Below are 22,626 nucleotides of genomic sequence, written 5' to 3' on the forward strand. Positions count from 1 at the left end.
TGCCTCTACCGATTTTCGGACAGCGCCATTGCAACTGCGATTTCAACTCTGTTCCTGCCGTTTGCTTTCGCTTGATACAAAGCCTCGTCGGCAGCCTTTATCAGATAGTTCTGATCAGGGTGCCCCAAATGCTCGGCAATGCCGATCGATGCAGAAACCTTCAATACCTGAGGTACTTCAGCGTCAAGCTCCCTATCGCAAAGATCAGTGCGAATTCTTTCAGCTATTCCTTTAGCTTCATTGAGATGCGTTTCCGATAAAATTATCAAAAACTCCTCCCCACCATATCTGAATACGAAATCACTGGGCCTGACGTTCTCCATCACAACCTGTGCAACTTGCTTCAGAACAACGTCGCCTATCTGATGGCCGAAGCGATCATTAATGCTCTTGAAATGATCAACATCCACCATCAAAATGGTTAGGGCGCTTTTGTTCTGATTAGCAATGGTGATCTCTCGTCCCAATATGGAAGGCAAAAATCGCCTGTTAAGGGCACGTGTCAATGGATCTCGACCATTTTCCATCGAGTTCAGGACCTGAAAGAGGTCATTCATTATGAATAGTATTTCGTTAACAGCAGAATGTAATTGATGCAGAGCATCATTGTCGCCACTTCTCCCATTACCAGATTCAATCTTAGGGAGAAGTATATTGTCAATCCTACCAATTTCCGCTGTGAGGTTCTCAAAAGCAGGCGAGCGTTCAAACATTAGTCCTGCACGGTGGCGTACCCACAGCCCGAACTGAGATGTCGATAGTTTTGACAGACTCAAAGAGCCTCCCAACAATGCAAACAGCGTTTCCTGACTCCATTGCATCAGGGATGCTCGCTGCGCTTCCTTTTCAATGCCGATATCCTGGTCGAGCGAAAACAACCGATAGGCTTCGTCCAATCTGGCGCGCGCTGTTGCATCACGCATGTATGCCTTGCTCATGAGCATGATCGCCGTGTCGATGCGGTCATTGACCAGTTGCACATTGGCTATCGCTGCCGCTGCATCGTCAATGTCCACGGCGATCAGTTCAGCGAGGCGCGATTTGATAACAAGGGCTCCTTCCATCACAAGATGGACAGGAATTTTGATTCTTGCATGGGCTTCGCCGACAATCCTCTGCCTGTCCTGGATGTCCGGTGACTCGCGAATGTCGCTAGGGCCGAGCAACTCAACCAGCCATGCCCGCAAAGAAGAGGTCAGCCGCGTTTCGACGACTGAGTAATTCAGGAAATGCTTTGCTTCGTCATCCTGCAGTAGGGTTTTGTAGAAAAGGGCGACCAGATCATCGGCATTAGCCTCCACAATGTTTTTTAACGCGGTCACCAAGCCATCTCCTGAATCTTCATCTGCCTCCTTCAAAGGGGCGTTCCGTAGGTCACCGCCCATAGAGGATAAAGCGGAGCATGGAAATCGGCGCTGTAGCATCGGTAAAATCACAAAAATAATAAGGGAATGCCCCAGACCTGCGCATGGCAAATCCGGGGCGGTAGGTTCAGGTGCGAGCGACGTTCCAAGCGGGCTTCTTCATGCCAAGCAAGGCTCCCTTCAGGCGCTGGGCGATTACCCCGGCGGAATAGTCGGTGCCGGTTACGATCACATCGACCTCAAGAGTTGCGCGGTGTTCGTATATCTTCTGGCCTGCATGATGCTTACGCCCGCTGTCGCTTTCCCGGCTGAAATCGAACAGGCGCTTCATCAGGCCGCCTTTGGAATATTCTCGGCCACAGCCGATGTAGACCACCTCTTTGCCAAGGCGGAGACGGAAAACGCCGACTGATCCGCGTAGATCGGCGTGGCGTTGACTGAGGCCGTCCTTCAGAGGCTTCCAGTCCCGGTTCCACTCGGTGCATGTCCGACCGGCGAATTGCTGCTGTGTCATATCGATTCCTTGAGAAAAGGCCGCGTCGATCCATGCCCGGAAAATAGGCACGCAAGGGCGTCGGCGGATGCCAGAGGAATTCCCGAACCTGCAGGCAGCAAGTCCGGGGGAAGTTGTTACGGATTCAGTTGGTAGTGGCCGTCATCGGTGCGTCGCCAAGGTCCGCCCCTGTCCCGTTCGAGCCTGATGCCGACATGCCTTCGGTTGAAGCCAAGTTGATGCAGTCGATCGATTATCTCTGGTCCAGGCATAGGCCCCGACCCAAGACATTCCGCGATCAAGATAGTGGCGCGTTCGTTACGGTTGACCTCGCGATCTTGAAGGACCGTGTCGAGCGCCAAAAGCTCCTGCTGCAATTCGTCCGCGTACATCAGGCGAGCTGCATCTTGGCTGCCCCAGCCTCGACCGCAGACATCAACGTGTCGTTGGCGAGGTGGGCGTATCGCATCGTGGATTGGTGATCGGCATGCCCGAGGATCTTGCCGACCGCGTAAAGGTCTACACCGCTGTTCACGAGGAAGCTTGCGGCGGAATGGCGCAGATCATGGATACGTAAGTCTGAAAGGCCTGCCTTGTCGCGGGCAGTATCCCATGGACGCTTTAGGTCGGTATAGGGCTCACGGGTTTCGGGGTTGGGAATCAACCATGGGCACCCGTCCCATCGACGCAGACCTTCGATAACGGCGACTGCTGCTGACGACAAAGGCACGTGTCGGGGCACGCCGGTCTTGGTTTCTGGGATGTACCACGCCCGCCGTTCCAGATCGACGTCTGACCATTTTGCCCGTAGCAACTCCATCTTGCGAGCCCCGGTGAGAAGCAAGAGGCGAACGATCGAACCGAGCTGTTTGCAAAGCGAGGCGTCACATTCTGCCAGCAACCGTTTCGCCTCGTCGGCGGTCAGGTACTTGTCACGGCGGTTATTGAACCTGATCCGTTTCACCGTCCGAACCGGGTTAGGTGACGCACCGGGAATGTTCCATTCAGCGGCCAGTTCGAAGGACCGGTTCATGGTCACGCGAATCTTTTCGACTGTCGCCGGAGCTAGCCCTTTGCGCTTCTCTGCAAGCCAGAGCGCGATGGACTGTGAGGTGATCTCGTTCAGCCTGAGCTTGCCCCAGCGCGGTAGCAGGTGGCAGCGGATGATTCGATCGGTGTTATGGGGCGTCTTTTGGTACGTTGCGTTGTGCGCCATGTGCTGTAGGGCAATATCGCCGTAGGTCGGAATGGCCTTACGCTCGGCCTTTTCGGCAGCAGGGTCGCCACCCAGGACCGTTTGCGAGCGCAGTTCCTTCGCCCTTCGCTTGGCAGCCTCGAATGTAATATCGTCGTACCCGCCGATCTTGATCTGGGCAGCCTTTCCGGCAGGGTTGGTGTAGTAGAACCAGTACGTCTTGCGCCCCGATGAGCGGACCTCGATGCCGAAGCCAGTTTGCTCGGTGCATCGAAAGACTTCCTTTTTAAGGCCCGTCTCGCAGTCGAGGGCGCGGCAAAGGGCGGAAGTGAGTTTAAGCTTGGCCATTCTTGATATCCTTTGGAAAGTGTTTTCATGAAGAGGCCGCTGGGCACCGCGAGGCGAGCGCAAGGGCGGAGTACCGGACAGTCACGGTTCGACTGTCAGCGGGGCCACAACGGCGAATTTGGGGATGTTGAGGAAGCGAGGGACGCCCGTGCTGAACGCCCCTCAGGCCCTCGATCGATTAGAACATGTGCTCGCGAGCGACATTCTCAGGGAGCGCGTCAGTCGGAGCCGGTAGAGGCGGGGAAGCCGGTTCACCACCTTCCACCTTCACCACCTTCCAGGCGACGCGTTCGCTCGCCGGAACCTGCTCCAGCATGTAGCCGCCGACGATGCGGTTCATGTTTTTCTTGAAGTACCAGCCGAGCTTGGAGCGATTGATCCGCCCTGTCTGCTGACCCGGTAGATCCTCGATGGCATCATGCAGGGCAGTCGCGCCCATATCATCGAGAATGGCCCGAACGGTTTTGACCGAATTGCCATACTTCTTGTACCACTCGGTCAGCATGACCTTCAGCGTTTCGGCGTCCGGGTCGGTATGCATTTGCTGGATCAGATTGCTGGCAGGGTCGGCAAGGTCCATCCAGATTAACGGGTGGCGACAGTGGTCCGTCCAGGGGCCATCGTAGCTCGCGACCGGAGGAACGGGTGCCTTGGGCGATCCCGCTGCCTTCCAGGCCTCGATGATGGTCAGAGCTGCCGAGACATACTTTTCACGTTCGGCACGCAGCTTGGCGACGGGGTTTCCAGCATACTGGATCGTTCCGGGCCTAGCTGAGCGTGTGTTCAGCTTGATTGTGATGACGCGGCGGGCAAGGTCGCGGATCGGTTCGACGTTGTTGCCGGACCCAAGCACCAGCGCCGTGGTCGAAACCGTAGCAGTCTTGCTCTGGCCCAAGATTCGATCGGTGATGCTGCGCGACGTCAGCATCCGGTTTATCGATCCGTGAGGCAGCCAATCGGTATCCATGTCGTCGAATTCGATCACCGCAGGCGCACCTAGCAGCACCGCCATGATCGCCTTGGTCGCCTCGTCCGGCGTCTTGGGATAGCTCATGCGTGCAGGCGTTCCCGGTCCTGCAAAACCACTGATGACTTCGCATAGGTAAGATTTGCCTGATGCCGGGGCAGGGGCCTGCACGTGGAACGCCGGAGCTAGATCAAAGCTCGGACGCACTGCTGCTGTGAGGATAGCTGAGAACGCCGCTGCCTTGTCCGTGTCAGAGACGAAATGGAATTCGGCAAGAAGCCCGTCGATCAGGTCGAATGCCTGTTGAGCATCTTCCCGCGATGTACCCACCGTAGCGAACTTCGCGCCATCGAATACGCCGATCCGCTGCGATATCGGGTCGTAGCCGGACGCCGTGGTGAGCGAGCCGTCAGGACGGTAGTATGGTTGGCGGGCAAGTCCCACAACCGGCAGGAGATGATCAAAACGATCGCCGCGATGAAGAACCGTGACGTGCCGTCCAGGAGGGTCTGTACGACGCCATTCATCCGAACGCCCGTCCAGCTTTTCCCAGTGCGCGCCCTTAGCCAGAATGCGGGTTACCTCAGCCTCGCTAAGCGGGTTTAGGCCGTAGTCGCCCGTGCGGGCATCGAAGGCAGCCTTGACGATCAACCCGCCAGCTTGGAACACACCCTCCTGACTCGCTAGGACCGATTCTGCGGCAGCTACCACACCGTCAAGTTCACCTTGCACAACCCGAATCAGTGGCTTGTTGCTGACTTGAGAGGCGTTCAGACCGAAGTGCTCGGCGACCTCGCGGAGACGGTACTGGTCACCATGCGAGTGCTGGCAACGGAACCCGCCGTTAGGATAGGCTTCGCTTGGTTCGTAATACACGGTTCCGGAGTCGTCAGCGTCAGTATGTTCCGACAACCATGGGCAAATCACCTCATGTTTTCCCGGCCCGGTCTGGCACTTATAGAGCCGGTTGGCCTTGAACGCCGTCAGAACCGGGTTCTCCGTCGCGCTGGGCTGATAGACATCCCAATTCAGGTCAGAGTTTGCCCCGACCTTTGATTTCGCGGACTGCCTTGCCGGGGTGGTCGTCACGTTCGGCGCAAGCAGGTCACCAAGGGTATCCGCCGAATATGCCGTGTCCGGGTTCCAGACATGCATGCGGCAGACGAAGGGCTGGCCATCAACGCGGTACTTTTCCTTGCCGTTGATACCGATAGGAAGGCGCATCCATCGCGCCATTCCGCCAGCGCCTTTGTCGGTCAGCCCGGCTGCTGCAATCCGCTTTTGCAACTGGTCTACCGTCGAGGCGTCCTGCAGTGGCGGATTGAGCTTGAACCCCACTTGGAAGTTGCCGGGGCTGGTTTCGAGTTCCCATGTCGGCACAATGTCGGGGATCGCCTCCCGCGCAACCTTGGTGCCGACGTCATCGAGAACGACAGCATGGTAGGCTACGGCCTGCTCCTTCTTCGCAGCCCAAGTATCATCACCGTCAGGCTTGAAGCTTGCGCAATTGAAGTAGGTGTTTGCCGAAGGCTGACAAATCCGATCAATCTCGGAGCCGGGGCGCGGCGTCCATCCTCCTTGACTGGGATCGCCCGTCTTCGCTGTGATCAATGGTGTGCCACCAGCCGACAGGTCGGAGAAGATCGCCTGACAGAAATCGGCGTTGGTTGGGGGAACGCGGGTGCTATCTTGCCCTTGCTCGGCTTCGGCCCGCACGATGGGCGAAGGGTTGTCCACCTTGGGGCCTATGGTGATCGTTTTTACATCAAGCATCGGCGCTCTCCCGATTGATCTCGGGCTCTTCCGTGAGAGGCAGATTGCGCAGATGTTCGACGATTGCCTGCCAGTTAGCGGCAACGCGCGCTCCAAAGGAACGAGACGGGGTAGCAGCGCAGGGCGCGGCGTTTTCATTATTATTGGTCAAATCACGTATACCTAATCCCACCGCCCACGAGGGCTAAGTGGCTGAAAAAACATACGTTCACCGAAGGGGAATACGCCGAGCTGAACGCTGGACGCACCTCGCCTGTCAAAAGCGAACGCAACGATTTTTCGGGTTTGTGATGTGATTTGATGGTCCGAAGACCGAGATGTGATGCGCCAACGTCTCCCATAGTTAGACTGTGGTAGACGCCCCGAAGCGCGGCGGGCTTATAAGCATGGTCCGGACGCGTTGCCAAGCCGAATTCGCTCATGCTGATTGATGTGCGACATTTCCGCCCGGCCCGCCCGAAAGAGGGTAGAGCCGGTATGCCGGTGGTCACGCTGCAGATGTCCCGCCTTCCGGCTTTACCGGCTCTGTCTGGGCCGCTCCCCGAATATCGACGACGCTACGAGGGCACGTTCCCGGCCTTCGACATTGTGCCGACTATACACAACGCGAGAATGATCATTGCCCCCGGCAGCGGGAAGCGTGTGACTAAGCCGATGATGGCTAGTGGATTGACCGGAACGAAAGAGTCCAGTTGGGGATTCCCACTGGCTTGCTGGCGTGTCAGTCTCGGAGGATGCGTGATGGGATCAGCTTCATCGTTTCGGCCTCCGACCGTCAACGCCTGCACGACATCGTGTCGGCGCCCTTGAGTCCACAGAAACATGTCTGGCGCGCCCGTATCGTTCTTTTGAGCAGCGACGGCCTGGGCACCTCGGCGATTATGACGGCAACAGGAAAGTCGAAGACCTGCGTGTGGCGCTGGCAGGAGCGTTTCATGCACGAAGGCGTCGATGGCCTGCTCCGCGACAAGTCCCGTCCGCCCGGCAAGGCGCCGGTATTGCCCAAGCGCGTGGCCGAAATTGTCCGGCTTACGCAGGAACCGCCGCCGCATGAGGCAACCCACTGGACGGCGCGCGCGATGGCCAAAGCGGTCGGGCTTGCCGTTTCGACAGTGCAGTCGATCTGGAAGGCGCATGGGCTTGCTCCGCATCGCTGGCGCAGCTTCAAGCTGTCGAACGATCCGGCTTTCGCCGAAAAGCTCACCGAGATCGTCGGCCTCTATGTCGATCCCCCCGCCCATGCGGTGGTCCTGTCGATCGACGAGAAATCGCAGATACAGGCGCTCGACCGCACCCAGCCCGGTCTGCCGATGAAGAAGGGCCGCGCCGGCACCCTGACCCATGACTACAAGCGCCACGGCACGACCACGCTGTTCGCTGCGCTCAACGTGCTCGACGGAACCGTGATAGGGCAGAACATGCAGCGCCACCGCCACCAGGAGTTCATCCGCTTCCTCAATCGGATCGAGCGTGAAGTACCCAAGGGCAAGGCGATCCACGTGATCCTCGACAACTATGCCGCACACAAGAAGGACAAGGTCCAGGAGTGGCTCGCCCGCCATCCGCGCTGGACTTTCCACTTCACGCCGACATCTTCCTCATGGCTCAATGCCGTCGAGGGCTTCTTCGCAAAGCTGACCAGGCGGCGCCTTAAGCACGGCGTCTTCCACTCCGTCGTCGACCTCCAGGCTGCCATCAACCGGTTCATCCGGGAGTACAACGCCGACAACCCCAAGCCCTTCATCTGGAAGGCCAATCCGGACGAAATCATCGCGGCTCGAAATCGAGGGTTCCAAACGTTGGAGTCAATCCACTAGCAGGGCAATCATGCCGATCGTTTCACGTGGATTGACGATGAAGCCGATGATGACACCTGCGATGGCGAGGATGACCAGTAGTTTAACCGCTGCGCCGATCAGGCCAAGGATGAGGATGCCCGCAAGCAGGTAGGTTGCGACCTTCATGGCATTGTCCTTTCTGAACATAAAAAATGCCCCGATGCAGCGAGGCACAGAGGCAAAGAAACGGCGGCCCCAAGGCCACTTGCTGTATAGGTTCAGCCTTGAGGCCGTTGACGGTTAGAGGGCTTGCGTTGCTTCCGCGAAGGCCGCTTCGGTGGCAGCCATCAACCTTGCATCGGTGCTGCTGTCGATCGGCACGAAAAGGACCAGCCCGAAGCCATCGTCGGACAAGATGAAGGCGATTTCGAACCAGTCGGTATGTCGCTGGATGATCTCGGGCGGCTGGATGAAGGTTCCGTTGCTGTCGATGAGGGAGCGGCCAAACTCTTCGTTGATGCTGTCCAGGGTATCTCCCGGCATGGCGATGGCGAACATGGCGAGGTCTTCGAGGCCGAAGCCATCGTACTCTGCCAGCCGGTCCAGATGGGCTTCCAGCAAGGTGTGGACTTCGTTGCCTTCGAGGATGGCCATGGTGTCGGACATTTCCTCGTGGGTGCGGATGATGAACATGATTCTGATTTCCAACAAAAAAAGCCCTCCCGGCGATGATCCGGGAGAGCCTTTGGCTTTTGGTGATGTGGTGCGCTGTTAAATGAACAGCAGCGGGAGCATGAAAAGCGCTCTGCCAATGCAGAGAAGGCAAATGATGCAGCCGCCCACCATGATAAGTGTGGCGATGATTTTGGCGATCATGGCGCAATCCTTTCGGGCATGAAAAAGCCCCCGGAGGCTATCCGAGGGCGTTCATCTGTCTGGTACAGTGGATTACTGATCGTACGGGTTAGGCCCGTAGCGATTCTCCCAGGGAGTGCCCCTGAGCAACATGAAGACCAGCACGATAACCGGACCAACGTACGGCACGAGGTTCAGCAACACGAACCACCCCGGCTTGTCCTGATCGTGGAAGCGGCGAACCTGCAGGGCCACTTGGGGCACTATCAAGCCAATGAGAGCAAGGCCTGACGATCCGGCGACAAGGATGCTGGAACCGCTCCCCAAGTCGATTACCGATAGCAGGAATGCAAATGTTATGACGGCTGCTGCTGCTTGAAACAACCAATACTCTTGCCTGCCAGAACGACCGGTGAAATCGGCATAGCGCTTGAGCGGTAGAATCAACCATTCAATGAATTGACCGTCATCGGGTAGTTGATCATTTTTCGTCTCAGGGTGTGTATAAATATTTGGCCTTGGGCTTTTTGTCTTTGGCCTGGCACGACCCTTTAGAATGTCTTGCTTTGCTGCATCAAAATCCGATTCCGAGATGATGCCTTCCTGCTTCATCTGGTGGAGCTTCTCGATGCTCCGCAGAGCCTCTTCGTCAATCATTTGGCTGTCCTTATATCGTGGGGTGACGACCGCGCCGATGGGCACGACGGAACAGACCGCTAAAAATCTTGCTGTTGATGCACGCTCATGCCCCCGCATTTGCAGGAGCAGTGTCGGCTTGACCCTCTGCCGCCCCTATGTACCTCTCGGGAGCGACGGCCAAAGCCGGTTGTGGTTTAGCTGAGGTCTTTTCTCTCCTGCAAATGGGCGCACGATGGCGCTTCACGATGGAAGGGAGAAGACGCGATGACGAAGAAGATCACGAACCCCGAGATCCTGGCGATCCGGGCGACGGCGGAAGTGGACCCGGCATGTGGCCGCGTCTGGGTCGGCCTCGATGTTGGCCTCAAGTCGACATCGGTGTGCGTGCTGGACCGCGACGGCAAGGTCGTCCACCAGGTTTCGATGAAAACGCACCCGACCGAGATCGGGCGCTACTTGGCGAAGAACTTCACCTCCAATGTGGCGGTCGTCGGCATGGAGACCGGCGCGATGTCTGCGCATCTTGCCGGCGGGCTGCGCAAGCAGGGCTATCAGGTCGCCGTGATGGATGCGTTGCAGGTCCATCGGGTGCTGTCCCTAAAGCGCAACAAGACCGATACCAACGATGCGCGCGGTATTGCCGAGATCACGCGCACCGGCCGCGATTATCTGACCGAGGTCTATGTAAAGAGCGCTGCCTGCTTCGAGGTGCGCGCCCAGCTCATCATGCGCCACCGCCTGGTTCAGCAACGCCTGGCCAACGAGAACATGATCCGCGGCCTGTTGCGCGTCTATGGCGGGCGGGTCGAGCCTGGCGCCAAGTCGTCGGCTACCTATCGCGACCGTGTCGTCGAACAACTGCTGATCATCCAGGATCGGGAAGGCATCAATCTGCGGCCGCGCATCCTGCCGGTGCTCGACCTGTGCGAACGGCTCCAGGCGGATGCCGTGCGGATCGAGACCGAACTGGAGGCGCTCGCCGCCGCCAACCCGGTATGTCGGCGGTTCATGGCGGTACCGGGCATCGGCGCCATCACTGCCCTGTCGTTCTTCACCGCGATCGAAGAACCATCCCGCTTCCGGCGAGCCGACGATGTCGCTGCCTATCTCGGACTCACGCCGCGTGTGTACCAGTCCGGCGAGAGCCTGACCCACGGCAAGATCAGCAAGATGGGCAATCGACTGACCCGTACGCACATGGTCAATGCAGCAACGGTGCTGCTATCCGCTACCAAGACCTTCTCGTCATTGAAGGACTGGGGCGTCAGGCTGGCGAAGAAGGTCGGGTTCAACAAGGCGAAAGTGGCGGTTGCCCGCAAGCTCGCCGTCATCCTGTTCGGCATGTGGCGCGACGGCACCCACTTCCAGTTCAAGACAGAGACCGTCGAGCCGCATCGCCAGATGATGCAGGCGGCACGCGCCTAATACGCTTTACGCCATCCGTCCGTCGGACGGTACGATCCTCCCGGGAGGCGGAGGGACTGGTGACTTCGATTCTAACGTTGGGGCAGCGATGACCCCGAGCAACGGTTGTTGAAGCGCCACCCTTCGATACGAACCGACCCCATTGCGGCATGCGACACAGATACAGGCTGCAACATGATAGCCGTCGCATGACCCCGGAGAGACTGTTGCACCCCGGGTCGATCGATATGCCGACGAGACTATTGTCAGAAAAGGCAAAGCATGATGAAGTAGCAATACCAACGTCCCGCCCTGCCGCAGGGACCTCAGCTAGAGAATGTTGGAAACCTACTTAGCATAGGCGCATGCGCCTTTATCGGCAGAACCGACTGGACATGCGCGCATGCCACCCGGCCTCCAAATCTGGTGACCGAGCATGCTAAGAGGGGTTTCCACGCCCCACCCTCCGGCTTTCACGGAAGGCAAAACGCTTTTGGCGTGTTCTCAAGGCGTTCGCAAGGGATTGCTGGCCTATTCATATAAGATGGCCGGATTTGCGCATAACAGTCACAATTTTAGGCTTTTTCATTGATGATCAGTTATTCGGGCGCTATTCGCTAAGGATGGCTTATCCTGAACCCCCGTCTAGCAAATCCGCAGTAAAACGTGCTGGCCAAGCTATCTCGCGAGGAGTTGCTACCGAAGCCGATTTTCTGATCGTAGATCAGTGGCGCGCGGCGCATGGATATGTGATCAATACTTTTCAAGCTTGGTTGAAGGGGCATTTTTCGAAGCGCAACTATTATATTGAGTTTGCGCAGAGGCTTAAGCGCCGAAATACTGTTATTGATAAGCTTGGGCGGCGGAGCGCTTCGGGCACTCCCCTTATCGCTGATGTTTCGGCAATGCACGACTTTGCTGGGTGTCGAATGATTTTTAATAACATCGAGCAGTTGAACGATTTTCGTTCATACATGCACTCGGCGCAGACTATGCGTAACGTCGAGCATCGGCTTCGACATGAAGTTGAAAAGTATGATTACATTGAGCACCCTAAGAGGCCGTTTCGAAAGGAGTTGAGCGGCTGAGGTTCGTGTGATTCCGGGGGTTTTGCAGACAACCCGGAGATCTTGATGTGGACCCCAGCCACCCGCGTGCAGCATACGCGTGTTTCGAAGCGTTACCAGACGGATTTGAGCGATGCTGAGTGGGCGCTGATCGCGGCATTTGTTCCCGAGGCGCGCACGACGGGGCGGCGACGGCAATGGCCAATGCGCGAAATCGTGAACGCCATCTTCTACGTTCTGCGCGGCGGGATTGCATGGCGGTTGCTGCCCAAGGACTTCCCGCCGTGGCAGACGGTCTACCGCTGGTTTGCCCGGTTTCGTGACGAATGCCTGTTCGAGCGGATCAACCATGCGCTGGTCGCGCTCGATCGCGAGCGAGCCGGAAGGGACGCCTCGCCAAGCGCAGCCATCATCGACAGTCAGAGCGTCAAGACCACCGAGAGCGGCGGACCGCGCGGCTACGATGCTGGCAAGAAGATCAAAGGTCGCAAGCGCCATGCTCTGGTCGATACTGACGGCAGGCCGCTGCTTGTCGAGCCGCACACCGCCGATGTCCAGGATCGTGATGGCGGCGGCGCGTTGCTGCAAATCTCGCGCGGCCTCTTCCCGTTCATCGAGAAGGTCTGGGCCGATGGCGGCTATAACCATCACCGTGTCACCGAGGCGACCCGCATCACCGTCGAGATAGTCAGCAAGATCGCCGGGCAGTCCGGCTTCGTCGTCCTCCCTCGGCGCTGGGTGGTCGAGCGGTTCTTCGCTTGGGTCAATCGAAACCGCCGTCTGGCCAAGGACGTGGAAGCCACCCTCAAATCCGCCGCAGCCTTCCTCTACGCCGCCGCCGCCATGCTCATGCTACGCCGTTTGGCTCGGTCAGCGTGAGTTTCGAAACCGACTCTAAGGGCACCGGCTATCGTGGAATTCACGACGTCTACAAGCATTTCCCTCGTGGTAGTGTTCGCAGCCAAGAAAAGAAGCCTTGGGATGGGCTATTGGTCGAGGTGCAGTATCGTACGCGTGCGCAACATGCTTGGGCAACAGCGGTAGAGATATCTGACCTCTTGGATGGAGAGCGAACCAAATTTGAATTAGAAACTTCTAATCGTGGGCGATTTTTTGCAATTGCAAGTGAGATTTGTCAACCGGCGCGCAAAACTGACCCCCTATCGGCGCCCAATATTGACCGCACCTTTCGGTAGTCTGGCGGTTATCCCGGTAGTCGATAGGAGGGGCCCACGGACGACGACGCGCACCGTCAGGTGTGCTGGCGGCGGCGTCCGTGGGAGGTCCCTGTTGACCCACCGGGTTAACCGCCGGGGATGGGGGTCCGGGGGAAGGGGTTTTCGGCTCAGTTCCGGTTTTTGAACCGCCAGCTGTCATTGCCCGTCTCGATGATGTCGCAGTGGTGCGTGATGCGATCGAGAAGAGCGGTGGTCATCTTGGGGTCGTGGAAGACGCTCGGCCATTCGCCGAAGGCGAGATTGGTCGTGATAATGACCGAGGTCTTTTCGTAGAGCTTGCTGATCAGGTGGAAGAGCATCTGGCCACCGGACCGGGCGAACGGCAGGTAGCCGAGCTCGTCAAGCACCACGAGATCAAGCCGCGAGAGTTGGGTGGCAAGGCTGCCGGCCTTGCCCAGGCGAGCCTCTTCCTCAAGCCGGTTCACCAGATCGACCGTATTGAAGTATCGGCCTCTGGCACCGGCGCGCACCACTGCGGCGGTGATGGCGAGAGCCAGATGAGTCTTGCCCGTGCCTGTTCCGCCGATCAGCACGATATTGCGCCGTTCCGGCAGGAACGAGCCCGTATGAAGCGAGCGGATCAGTCCTTCGTTGATCGGCGTGCCATCGAACATGAACCCATCCAGGTCCTTGATCGCCGGAAGCTTGGCTGCGGTCATGCGATAACGGATCGATGCCGCATCCCGGTGCGCCGTCTCCGCACGCAACAGGTCGCCCAACATCTCCATGACCGTTCTGTCTCGGCGGATGCCGTTGGTGACGGCATCATCGAAGGCCGCCACCATGCCCTTGAGCCCCAGCCCCTTGAGGGCGGCCATGATCTCATGCCGCTGCATCGAGGTCTCGCACGGTATCGTAGCGGCCGCAGTTCGCCTCTGGCGGATGCTTGAGCTTCAGGTTGACGACGACGTCCATAGCCTGGGCATCATGAGGCTCGCGGCGACGGGACAGGATGTTGAGGATGATCTCGTCGCTGATAGTACCGGCGCTGAGTGCCTCGCGCACTGCGGCCTCGACAGCCTCCAGGCCATCTTCGGGGACAGCGGCGAGGACGCGTACAAAGCGCCGGTCGGCATCGTCGCCCTTGCCCAACTTACGCCGCAATTGGGCCAGTGCAGGTGGGAGAGCCCAGTCCTGGAAGGGAGCACCATTGCGCAACGCACCGGGCTTGCGGGCGAGGATGGGCAGGTAGTGCCATGGATCGAAGATTGTCTGGTTCCGGCCGAAGACCCGTTCGTGTTCGGCCACGACAGCGCCGTCGCAGCGGATCACGATGCGCGTTGCATAGGCCCGCACCTGCACAGCCTGATGGGCCGCCTTTGCCATCACCGAGTACCGATTGCGATCGAAGCTCACGAGGCACGTCGAACTGGCTACGTGTTCGCTCTCGAAGAACCCGTCGAAGGGAACCGGTAGCGGTTGCAGCATCGGCCGCTCCACCTCCAGCGCCTGCGCGATCGTCATGCCTTCCTGGTCAGGATGCTGGTTGCGTTCCGCCCAGCGCCGGCACTCGGCTTCCAGCCAGATGTTCAGTTCCTCGAGGCTGGCAAAGCGCAGGCGCGGCTTGAACAGGCGCTCCCTACTGGTCTGAACCTGGTTCTCGACCTGACCCTTCTCCCACCCTGCGGCAGGACTACAGGCCACCGGCTCAACGCGATAGTGGTCCGTCATGATCAGAAACCGCCGGTTGAACAGGCGTTCCTTGCCGGTGAACACCGTCGTCACCGCCGTCTTCATATTGTCGTAGATGCCGCGCGTCGGAATCCCACCGAAGAAGGCAAAGGCGCGGGCATGTGCGTCGAACACCATCTCTTGCGTCTCGCGAGGATAGGCACGGACAAATGGTGCCCGTGACCAGCAAAACCGCATATGCGCGACCTTCACGCGCATTGGCTTGCCGGCGATCTCGACGTCCTCATGGCTCCAGTCGAACTGGTAAGCCTCGCCGGGCCGGTACATCAACGGGATGAACGCCTTGGTCATATCGCCGGCGTCAACGCGACGCTCACGCTTCCAGCGTGCAGCATAGCGCCGCACAGCGTCATAAGAGCCGCCAAACCCTTCGCGCTGAAGCAGATCATGGATCCGCGTCATGCGAAGCCGGTCACGCCGGGGCAGCCCTTCGTTCTCTTCAAGCAGTTCTTCCAGGCGAGTGCTGAAAGGGCCGGTCTGCGGCCGATGCTGTTCCTTGCGCTCGTAACTGGCATCCGCGTTCGGCGCCCGGATCGCCTTGCGCACCGTGTTGCGCGACAGCCGCAAATCCCGCGCTATCGCCTTGATCGGCTTACCGTCCCGGTGCTCCCGACGGATCCTCGTAATCGTCTCCACAACCAACATCCCTGTACCCGCCGTCCGGAACCGAAACGGCGGCGCTTCTCACAATGAGATGAAGGGGGTCAATTTTAGACGCCGATCACCCCGCTAAGGGGGTCAATTTTGCACGCCGCTCCACAGTGAGATTATCGCTAGGCGGCACGAGAATTTAACTAAGGCATTTTTAGAAATCTCAACTCCAGATCTCATGAGGGAGTTGCAGAGTTTGGAAAATGAAATGGGTATCTTGAGGCGCCTCGAACTTCTAAAGCAATTCGAGGATGAGGAAAACCTCCAGAAGCATAATGTTCTTAATATTTATAGAAATGCTTATGGCGATTTGGAGTTGGAGGTTATTCCATTTAAGTCAGCGGCGCCAGCGATCGAGAAGGCCAGCGAGCTCGAAGCAAGTGATGCCAGCATCAACGCTGTGTACGTTCGCTCAGATAATCCAAAGCAACTTCGATCGGCCTACAGAAACTATTTTTACGATCCGATCGACTTTGTGAAGATAATTCAGACTGAAGGTGAGCTCGATTAGTCAGCGTTATTGATGCCAAGCCCAACGAAAGATAAGGACTTAAAGGAGAGAGCCGCGTTGCCCACCAGCGCGACGACGAGTTTCCGCTTCGCGGCCAAGGCAAACCTCATGCCATAGGCGATAGGTCGTCGAGACCATCGCTTCCAACTCAGCCATTGAGAATAGTTCGGCCCCTTCGTCGGTATGGATCACGGACGAGCGAGTATCGCCCTCCAGATCGCCAAACTGACAAATCGCCAGCCGCACGTCCTCATAGTCAGGCTCTGCTGCGCGAATATGCTCGTGCATCATTGAGAAAACAAAACGTCGAGCAGCACGGGTCAATCCACGAGTTTTGCGAGGATCAATGAACGGAACGAGCGGGCGCTCCTGATACGACAATACCATTGGCAGCCAGTAAGTAACGCGCTGGCCAGTTCCCATCGACAGGGATGCGAAATCCTGGGCGCGTCCCAGCATGTTGTTAGCAATAGCAAAGCTATGGAGGCCACGAGCCACCGCCAAATTGGCCTTCAACTCAGCTTCCGAACGGCATTTGGCCTTCAAATTGGCTTCGACAATGCGCCACTCTGTTGGCTGAACCAGCCCAAACATTGCCGGTTGGACATTGAAAATGTCATGGAAGCAGGTTCTTACGGGAGCGTAAGTGAACGGGGGACGCCCAAGCCGCATCTTCTCAAGCTGATTGCGTTGCTGCTCTTCAGGCAAGCAAGCGATACGAGCTAAATCGATGTCAGGTAAAGGGCGTATCTTCATTCGGATTCCCCGATGCAGCTGATAATCCTATGGCGACCTTATGGTATTTGAATCTTTCGAGAATCACATCATCGGCGATGCGTAAGCCAAATGCAACGGACGTTCTCCCTTTGTCCACGACATGATGCCAAGGCGAATTCTTGGCGTGCGAGAGATCAACCAGCCGTCCAGCTGAAAGCCGCCCATATGAGTTCAGCACGCCTTGGACGAGTTGCCTGATTGCCGGGTCTGTCGGCATCTGAAGAGGCTTTTTCTCGCCGGTTAATGCGTCTTGCCCCTGAGCACGAAAGTGTATTTGTTCGGCGCCTGCGGACCGAAACGCCTTGTATGCTACCGGATGCACGGGGCCGTACTGCCAAGCTTCAAAGAAGCCTTTGACGAGCGGGCGCTTTGTCTCGTTCAGAAACATACCATGCGCGAAGTAGAGCAGCTTTTGCAGCGCGAGATTGGTCAGGGCGAGCCCATTCCTCTCTGCTTCGTCGAGCATGAAGTTGGCGAGTGCCCGTGGATCGTAAGGTGCTTCGTTCATCGCGCGCGCCCTACCCCCTTAACCCGCTCAAAGGAATCCCTCATAGTAGAGTGGCAATGTCCAGCGGGAAGTCGGAGGATGAGTTAAAATGGGCAATACGTGGGTCGATCGCCCGAATCGGCCCAAAGATGCCCCAGCCTCGACCCAAGCTCTACCCAAGGGCAAAGCCGCTTTGGCTGGGAAACCGCCGATGTCTTTGTGAAAGTACCTTTAGGAAGGTGGTGCCGCTTACGTGACTCGAACACGTGACCCCATCATTACGAACACCTGTGATAGAACGGCAGAAATCGAGGATTTCCGAGGCTCACGATGCCGGAATTTGCCCTGCGTTCCGGGTTGCCCAAGCAGAACCCAGATTGCCCCGAAATCCGGATTGGGGTCTTTCCTAGCGAAAGCACTTTGGCTCGGTGAATTTCGGAATCGCCACCCGGTCAAAACCCGGATCAGAGCAGACCGAGCGACCAGAGAGAGACCGCGAGAGCGATTATGGCCGGGAGTGTGAGGCAAGCGTTATTTACATCGCACGTCAGGGACACGATTACGAGAGGCGTAAGTCCAATGAGACAGGTTCTCGCCCCGCTTGATAAAGCGAGCGCGGCAATCCTTTCCAGCGACCTTGAACTCGCAAGTCGCGGTTTGCGAACTTTTTGCGGCGCAAGAGAGGTTCTCTACGTTCTCGGGAGAGGCGGAATTAGTGCCAGTGCAAACGTCAATCAAAGCTCGGCAAATGTCATTTTGATGGGCCGTGAATGCTGACGCTGCGTCCGATTGCGTCGGGTATATACCTGGATCATGGGCTATCGCCTGACTGCTCAGTGTAAGCGTTACAAGAGAAAGGCGTGCCCGCCACATACCTTTGGTGAGAAACGAGCCCACAACAACGTTCTGCCTGCTTGCATTCGATCGTCGGACCTTCGCCCAAATCGACATCATTTGGAGCGAGGGAACTTTAGAAATGGGGTGACTCGCTGCATGGTCGCCTCGACTTCAAGAGTCATACAAAGCTGCGGGTTTTCGGCGAGACAGTCCAGCGGAGCGGACGAATCGTTGACGGCTACAATCTGCAATTCCGCGTCCCCACCGCCACGATGTTTGTAAGACGCTCCGCCAAGGCTAATATAGGATTGATTACCCTTCTGATTGATGATCTGGAAATACCGGAACCCTGCCGATTTAGTGAGTTCTGCTGCCCGGTAGAGTGCAATCTTGAAGGCGCTTCCTTCAGGAGCCCTTCCGTTGACACCAGCAAGTACCTTCCATGAGTTCGGGCCGGTCGATTTATCCTTGTAACCGCCAAACATGCCCCAACGTTGATACTTCACCTGCTGCACGTCTTGGGCGGACAAGTTAGATGGGGCGGCGGCTGTTAAAATTACCGTGGCAGCCATCAATAGGTAGCGCATATTTGCCCAAAGCCCTCAGTCGTTTGATAACGTTATAAAACCGTCTTTAAGTGGCAAACGCCTAACGTCAAGGAACACGATGAGGCCGTTGGGGGGATGCCCACCTACTGAGAGAAGCCCAAAGGCTGATAACCTTGCTGCAAATCAGCAACAATGCGGAAGGCACTCAAACCGTTGAGGCCGTAGGACGCGGGTTCGTCCGAGCCATCCTTGGGTCCAGAGGCCACGGGAATCGGCCCTGAGTGAGCCTCCTGCAACCAAAAGGCCGGATGCTGACGGCAGATGCCAAGGTCCGGTCGCCCCTAGCGGACTACGTCGATGGTCCGAAGCTAGCGCTGCTCCCCAAACACAACATCCGATATTGCGCCACTGCATCGGTCAATACGGATACCAAGTTGGCGGCCTCGATCGCGTCGTTTCGAATTCCAACGATAGACCTCCCACAACATGTCCTTTTCTCGAACGAAGATATTCGGAAAGCCCGATGCGTCGGCATGCGGGTTGGTTGACGGCTCTACTGCCAGAAAAATCGCTTCCGCCGCACCGGCAGTCGCCACAAGAGGGCTGTCGGGCCTACCGTGGCTTACTTCGCAGATGTAGGTGATAGCCAAAGGCGTTGTCGCCGCGCTAACCGTTGGACCAGCGAGTAAGCCCCCCGAAGCGAGCGAGAATGCAATGATGATAGTCCGCGCGCACATTCCGTAGGTCTAGCCTTGAAGTCGCCGGTAACGCAATTGCGACAATGTTACCCTCCCGGACAGAGAATGGTGAGCGACGATCACCGACAGCAGCCCAAAGGCTGATAACCTTGCTGCGAGTCGGCATCAATCCAGAAGACACTCAAACCATTGACACCGTAACGTGGGGTTTTGTCACCGAACGTCTACGACCGTGCAGGATGGCAGATTCTACGGAACGGGGCCAATACGCCATGTGGTTTTGTCGCTGATCACCCATCGGTCACCCGCGCGCCGCAAAGCAAAGGCTTCCCCCATGTCGCAGCAGGCACTTTCTGGGCTGGGTATGCGGGCAGAAACGAAGGCAAAGTCGCTGGAAAAAATCGGTGTCGAAAGTTGAATTGGCCTGGCGCATTCCGTCACCGTGGCAATCGTCAGATTGACCAAGTTCGGGCGATCGTTTGCAGGCACCCCAAGGGGAAGATTCACGGATCGACCACGGGCTTGTTCTGAAATGCGGTCAAGGCCACGGCGATCGGGCCTCAACCCTCCCTCTGCGAAACCGTATGTCCCCGCGTTGAAAGCGTGCTTTGTGGTTCGAACGGGCAGGCAGGTATCCGCTATTTGCCGATCGAGTAGGTTACGGCTTATGGCTGTAAGCACTGAGCGTTCACCGGGCGTCGCCACGGGCAGATTATAGTTTATGCCGATGCCCAGCAGCAAGATGAAAACTAGGCTGGCGGCGATGATGCGCATAGACGTGAACATCAAGGCTGTTGCGGTTGAGTGCAAGGATTTCCCGTGCTTGAGGCGAAATTCCAAAGGGCCAGCGCGCCCTGCCTATAGTGCCCTCATTTCGTCGGTGAGGGGATGGCCGCTGAAACGGGAGGCGGTGGAGGAGTGAATGCCTCCATCATGTGAACGGTGTCTTCGCGAACAAGAGCGGCACCGCTGCATCGGAATTTGATGAATTTGATTGCCATTCCGCGCGCTGCATAGATGACGATACCACCATCATCAGAGTATGAATATTCGACGCCGCTTCCCGAGGGGTGCTTTTTAGCAGCGTCGGAAGATATTTTGTGAAGATGGCCGTCGCATTCATCACTGTCTTTGTAGACTTCAGGCCGATATTCAATCTCATGATGCTGCATGAAGTTCGAAGCAGCAGGCAACTTGGTGATTTGTGGCGCAATCTGGCGAGCTTCGGCGGGGAAGATCAGGCAACCCAAGGCGAGGAAAGCCCAGATGACGCGGTGATGAAAGGGAACCGGCATTCTGTCCTCCCGCCTCAAAATCTGATAACCTTGCTGCAAATCGGCAATCAAGGCGAAAGCACTCAAACCATTGACACTGTAGAGCGCGTCTTCGTCCCGGCCACCCTTGGGTCCAGAGGCCACGAGATTCGGCCCTGAGCGAGCCTCCTGCAGCAAAAAATAAAAGGAAAAACCCCGGACCTGCGCATGGCAAATCCGGGGCGGTAAAGGTCAGGTGCGGGTGGCGTTCCAGGCTGGCTTCTTCTGCTTGAGCAGGGCGGCCTTCAGACTTTGCGCGGTCCAGCCAGCCTTGTAGTCCGAGCCAGTCACGATCACATCGACCTCAAGGGTTTCGCGGTGCTCGAAAATCTTCTGCCCAGCGTAATGTTTGCGCCCACTGTCGCCGGGGCGGATGAAGTCGAAGAGACGTTTGCGTAGGCCTCCCTTGGCGTACTCTCGGGCACAGCCGATGTAGAGCACCTCGGTCTTGCGGCGAAATCGGAACACGCCAACCTCGCCTTTCAACTCGTCATGGCTCCGCGACAGACCACCTTCGAGCGTCTGCCACTTACCATTCCATTCTGCAGCGGTCTTCCCCGCAATAAGCTGTCGAGTCATATCAAATCCTTCGATGTAGGGGAGCGGCCCTCCCGGTGAAGAGAGGGCGCACAGGTTCAGGTAAGTTGCATTTTAGCGGCCCCAGCCTCGACCGCAGAAAGTAAAGTAGAATCAGATAAGTGACTATATCGTTGCGTAGTGTCGGGACTACTATGGCCTAATACTTTACCAACAGCGTATAAATCCACGCCATTATTGACCATGAAGCTAGCAGCACTATGACGAAGGTCATGTATTCGTACGTCTGACAGCCCCGCCTTGTCCCGAGCTGTATCCCATGGGCGCTTCAGGTCCGTGAAGGGCTCACGGGTGGTGGGATTCGGCACTAGCCAGTCGCACTTGTCCCATCGCCTGAGCCCTTTGATGACTTCGACAGCGGCGGCGGCGAGCGGAACGTGCCGGGGCTTCCCGTTCTTCGTTTGAGGCAGGTAGAGCGTACGCCGGTCAAGATCGACGTTGGACCATTGGGCGGTGAGGATTTCCGTTTTGCGTGCCCCGGTGAGCAGGAGCAATTGGACGATAGCGGCCAGCTGAGTGTTGGCTGATTCCTTGCACGCTGCGACCAACCGTTCGGCCTCTTCTGCCGTCAGATAGCGCTCTTTCTTATTGTTAAACCTCGGTCGCGGCACGGCCCTGACGGGATTCACCTGAGCGCCGGGGATATTCCACTTGGCCGCCAGTTCAAATGATCGGTTGAGCGTGACGCGGATTTTATCGCAAGTGGCCGGTGCGAGGGTCTTGCGTAGTCCAGCCAGCCAAGTCGCGATAGCCTGAGACTTGATTTCATCCAGCCGCATGGTGCCCCACTTCGGTATGAGGTGGCAGCGAATGATCCGTTCGGTGTTATGTGGCGTTTTCTGGTACGTCTCGTTGTGGGCGATATGCTGACGGGCGAGCTCTGCAAATGTCGGGATTGCCTTCTTCTCGGCCTTCTTCGCTGCAGGGTCGCCACCGAGAACAACCTCAGAGCGCCACCGCTGGGCAACGCGTCGAGCCTGATCGTAGGTGATGTCACCATACATGCCGATGGTGCGCTGGGCCTGCTTGCCGTACTCGTTGGTGTAGCGAAGCACGAAGGCCTTGGAGCCACTGGCTCGACATTCCAGCACGAAGCCGGAAATCGAGGTGTCCCAGTAGTCGGTGCGCTTCTTACCCGGTTGGCAGCGGGCCGTGAGGCATAAGGCAGCATCTAGCTTTGCCTTTGGCATCTGTGTGTATCCTTGTGGAAATGTTGTTGAAGAGGGAGCCGCTGGGCACCGCGAGGCAGGCGCAAGGGTGCAGCACCGGAAGCCAGGTTTCTGGTCACCAGCGGGTCTACAGCGGCAAATTTTGGGTAGTTTCAGGGGACGGCTTGCCCCCGGTTCTCAGAGAGTTTGCGGCGGGGCGGCAAGGGTGGGAGGTGGTAGGATCGC

General features: G+C 57.5%; 21 protein-coding genes. 5 read left to right on the forward strand and 16 right to left on the reverse strand.

What is annotated here, in order from left to right; all coding sequences use genetic code 11:
- Positions 1-5 precede the first annotated feature (5 nt).
- The 4 genes from DM450_RS14665 to DM450_RS14680 form a co-directional block, all read right to left on the reverse strand.
- On the reverse strand, positions 6-1,358 hold the full coding sequence (locus tag DM450_RS14665; RefSeq protein ID WP_235054319.1) for a diguanylate cyclase: 1,353 nt from the start codon (positions 1,356-1,358) through the stop codon (positions 6-8).
- 133 nt (positions 1,359-1,491) lie between these two features.
- Complete coding sequence (locus DM450_RS14670; RefSeq protein WP_142635979.1) at positions 1,492-1,878, reverse strand: hypothetical protein; 387 nt, start codon at positions 1,876-1,878, stop codon at positions 1,492-1,494.
- A 370-nt stretch (positions 1,879-2,248) separates the two neighbouring features.
- The gene (locus DM450_RS14675) at positions 2,249-3,400 is read right to left on the reverse strand and encodes a site-specific integrase (protein WP_142635981.1); all 1,152 of its coding nucleotides are present in this window, start codon (positions 3,398-3,400) and stop codon (positions 2,249-2,251) included.
- Positions 3,401-3,578: 178 nt separating this feature from the next.
- The gene (locus DM450_RS14680; protein ID WP_185928621.1) at positions 3,579-6,140 is read right to left on the reverse strand and encodes a DNA-primase RepB domain-containing protein; all 2,562 of its coding nucleotides are present in this window, start codon (positions 6,138-6,140) and stop codon (positions 3,579-3,581) included.
- Between the two features lie 734 nt (positions 6,141-6,874).
- Here DM450_RS14680 and DM450_RS14685 point away from each other — a divergent pair.
- Positions 6,875-7,957 carry an IS630 family transposase gene (locus DM450_RS14685; RefSeq protein ID WP_142632508.1) on the forward strand — a complete coding sequence of 361 codons (1,083 nt, stop codon included), beginning with the start codon at positions 6,875-6,877 and terminating at the stop codon, positions 7,955-7,957.
- Here the strand turns inward: DM450_RS14685 and DM450_RS25870 are convergent.
- From DM450_RS25870 to DM450_RS26240, 3 genes are all read right to left on the reverse strand, one after another.
- Positions 7,946-8,104, reverse strand: a complete 159-nt coding sequence (locus DM450_RS25870) for a hypothetical protein (RefSeq protein ID WP_185928622.1) — start codon at positions 8,102-8,104, stop codon at positions 7,946-7,948. The genes DM450_RS14685 and DM450_RS25870 overlap by 12 nt on opposite strands.
- A 114-nt stretch (positions 8,105-8,218) precedes the next feature.
- Positions 8,219-8,611 (reverse strand): hypothetical protein, encoded by a 393-nt coding sequence (locus DM450_RS14690; protein WP_142635984.1) that lies wholly within the window; start codon positions 8,609-8,611, stop codon positions 8,219-8,221.
- A gap of 255 nt (positions 8,612-8,866) precedes the next feature.
- Positions 8,867-9,430, reverse strand: a complete 564-nt coding sequence (locus DM450_RS26240) for a DUF805 domain-containing protein (protein WP_260609889.1) — start codon at positions 9,428-9,430, stop codon at positions 8,867-8,869.
- 246 nt (positions 9,431-9,676) lie between these two features.
- Here DM450_RS26240 and DM450_RS14700 point away from each other — a divergent pair, with 246 nt between their 5' ends.
- The 3 genes from DM450_RS14700 to DM450_RS14710 all read left to right on the forward strand — a co-directional run bounded on the left by DM450_RS14700 (position 9,677) and on the right by DM450_RS14710 (position 12,762).
- Positions 9,677-10,837: an IS110 family transposase gene (locus DM450_RS14700; RefSeq protein WP_081331662.1), complete on the forward strand. Its 1,161-nt coding sequence runs from the start codon at positions 9,677-9,679 to the stop codon at positions 10,835-10,837.
- Between the two features lie 533 nt (positions 10,838-11,370).
- Positions 11,371-11,904, forward strand: coding sequence for a hypothetical protein (locus DM450_RS14705; RefSeq protein ID WP_142635986.1), 534 nt, complete (start codon positions 11,371-11,373; stop codon positions 11,902-11,904).
- A 45-nt stretch (positions 11,905-11,949) separates the two neighbouring features.
- Positions 11,950-12,762, forward strand: a complete 813-nt coding sequence (locus DM450_RS14710) for an IS5 family transposase (RefSeq protein ID WP_066213739.1) — start codon at positions 11,950-11,952, stop codon at positions 12,760-12,762.
- 466 nt (positions 12,763-13,228) lie between these two features.
- On the opposite strand, the gene istB is transcribed toward DM450_RS14710, so the two are convergent.
- Positions 13,229-13,957: an IS21-like element ISSsp4 family helper ATPase IstB gene (istB, locus tag DM450_RS14715; RefSeq protein WP_013831348.1), complete on the reverse strand. Its 729-nt coding sequence runs from the start codon at positions 13,955-13,957 to the stop codon at positions 13,229-13,231.
- Positions 13,944-15,458: an IS21 family transposase gene (istA, locus tag DM450_RS14720; protein ID WP_142632652.1), complete on the reverse strand. Its 1,515-nt coding sequence runs from the start codon at positions 15,456-15,458 to the stop codon at positions 13,944-13,946. Before istA ends, istB begins: the two co-directional genes overlap by 14 nt.
- A 214-nt stretch (positions 15,459-15,672) precedes the next feature.
- On the opposite strand from istA, the gene DM450_RS14725 reads away from it, so the two are divergent.
- On the forward strand, positions 15,673-15,975 hold the full coding sequence (locus DM450_RS14725; protein ID WP_142635988.1) for a hypothetical protein: 303 nt from the start codon (positions 15,673-15,675) through the stop codon (positions 15,973-15,975).
- 39 nt (positions 15,976-16,014) lie between these two features.
- On the opposite strand, the gene socB is transcribed toward DM450_RS14725, so the two are convergent.
- The 7 genes from socB to DM450_RS14760 form a co-directional block, all read right to left on the reverse strand.
- Positions 16,015-16,731, reverse strand: coding sequence for a type VI toxin-antitoxin system SocB family DNA replication inhibitor toxin (gene socB / locus DM450_RS14730; RefSeq protein ID WP_142635990.1), 717 nt, complete (start codon positions 16,729-16,731; stop codon positions 16,015-16,017).
- Positions 16,709-17,260 (reverse strand): type VI toxin-antitoxin system SocA family antitoxin, encoded by a 552-nt coding sequence (gene socA, locus DM450_RS14735; RefSeq protein WP_142635992.1) that lies wholly within the window; start codon positions 17,258-17,260, stop codon positions 16,709-16,711. Before socA ends, socB begins: the two co-directional genes overlap by 23 nt.
- A 929-nt stretch (positions 17,261-18,189) precedes the next feature.
- Positions 18,190-18,648: a hypothetical protein gene (locus DM450_RS14740; RefSeq protein ID WP_142635994.1), complete on the reverse strand. Its 459-nt coding sequence runs from the start codon at positions 18,646-18,648 to the stop codon at positions 18,190-18,192.
- 923 nt (positions 18,649-19,571) lie between these two features.
- Positions 19,572-20,096: a hypothetical protein gene (locus DM450_RS14745; RefSeq protein WP_142635996.1), complete on the reverse strand. Its 525-nt coding sequence runs from the start codon at positions 20,094-20,096 to the stop codon at positions 19,572-19,574.
- Positions 20,097-20,191: 95 nt separating this feature from the next.
- A complete protein-coding gene (locus DM450_RS14750; protein ID WP_142635998.1) occupies positions 20,192-20,740 on the reverse strand; it encodes a hypothetical protein in 549 nt (182 codons plus the stop codon).
- Between the two features lie 87 nt (positions 20,741-20,827).
- Positions 20,828-21,214 carry a hypothetical protein gene (locus DM450_RS14755; RefSeq protein ID WP_142635999.1) on the reverse strand — a complete coding sequence of 129 codons (387 nt, stop codon included), beginning with the start codon at positions 21,212-21,214 and terminating at the stop codon, positions 20,828-20,830.
- A 56-nt stretch (positions 21,215-21,270) separates the two neighbouring features.
- Positions 21,271-22,422, reverse strand: a complete 1,152-nt coding sequence (locus DM450_RS14760) for a site-specific integrase (protein WP_142636001.1) — start codon at positions 22,420-22,422, stop codon at positions 21,271-21,273.
- Positions 22,423-22,626 lie beyond the last annotated feature (204 nt).

The sequence above is a fragment of the Sphingomonas sp. IC081 genome, assembly GCF_006874585.1.
Taxonomy (GTDB): Bacteria; Pseudomonadota; Alphaproteobacteria; order Sphingomonadales; family Sphingomonadaceae; genus Novosphingobium.

Excerpts from the sequence above, each read along its gene's own strand:
- istA (WP_142632652.1), bottom strand. The coding sequence starts at position 15,458 with ATGTTGGTTGTGGAGACGATTACGAGGATCCGTCGGGAGCACCGGGAC.
- DM450_RS14760 (WP_142636001.1), bottom strand. The coding sequence starts at position 22,422 with ATGCCAAAGGCAAAGCTAGATGCTGCCTTATGCCTCACGGCCCGCTGC.
- DM450_RS25870 (WP_185928622.1), bottom strand. The coding sequence starts at position 8,104 with ATGAAGGTCGCAACCTACCTGCTTGCGGGCATCCTCATCCTTGGCCTG.
- DM450_RS14745 (WP_142635996.1), bottom strand. The coding sequence starts at position 20,096 with ATGCGCATCATCGCCGCCAGCCTAGTTTTCATCTTGCTGCTGGGCATC.
- DM450_RS26240 (WP_260609889.1), bottom strand. The coding sequence starts at position 9,430 with ATGATTGACGAAGAGGCTCTGCGGAGCATCGAGAAGCTCCACCAGATG.
- DM450_RS14670 (WP_142635979.1), bottom strand. The coding sequence starts at position 1,878 with ATGACACAGCAGCAATTCGCCGGTCGGACATGCACCGAGTGGAACCGG.
- DM450_RS14755 (WP_142635999.1), bottom strand. The coding sequence starts at position 21,214 with ATGACTCGACAGCTTATTGCGGGGAAGACCGCTGCAGAATGGAATGGT.
- DM450_RS14710 (WP_066213739.1), top strand. The coding sequence starts at position 11,950 with ATGTGGACCCCAGCCACCCGCGTGCAGCATACGCGTGTTTCGAAGCGT.
- DM450_RS14690 (WP_142635984.1), bottom strand. The coding sequence starts at position 8,611 with ATGTTCATCATCCGCACCCACGAGGAAATGTCCGACACCATGGCCATC.
- DM450_RS14740 (WP_142635994.1), bottom strand. The coding sequence starts at position 18,648 with ATGGCTGCCACGGTAATTTTAACAGCCGCCGCCCCATCTAACTTGTCC.
- DM450_RS14725 (WP_142635988.1), top strand. The coding sequence starts at position 15,673 with ATGGGTATCTTGAGGCGCCTCGAACTTCTAAAGCAATTCGAGGATGAG.
- DM450_RS14685 (WP_142632508.1), top strand. The coding sequence starts at position 6,875 with ATGCGTGATGGGATCAGCTTCATCGTTTCGGCCTCCGACCGTCAACGC.
- socB (WP_142635990.1), bottom strand. The coding sequence starts at position 16,731 with ATGAAGATACGCCCTTTACCTGACATCGATTTAGCTCGTATCGCTTGC.
- DM450_RS14700 (WP_081331662.1), top strand. The coding sequence starts at position 9,677 with ATGACGAAGAAGATCACGAACCCCGAGATCCTGGCGATCCGGGCGACG.
- istB (WP_013831348.1), bottom strand. The coding sequence starts at position 13,957 with ATGCAGCGGCATGAGATCATGGCCGCCCTCAAGGGGCTGGGGCTCAAG.
- DM450_RS14675 (WP_142635981.1), bottom strand. The coding sequence starts at position 3,400 with ATGGCCAAGCTTAAACTCACTTCCGCCCTTTGCCGCGCCCTCGACTGC.
- socA (WP_142635992.1), bottom strand. The coding sequence starts at position 17,260 with ATGAACGAAGCACCTTACGATCCACGGGCACTCGCCAACTTCATGCTC.
- DM450_RS14680 (WP_185928621.1), bottom strand. The coding sequence starts at position 6,140 with ATGCTTGATGTAAAAACGATCACCATAGGCCCCAAGGTGGACAACCCT.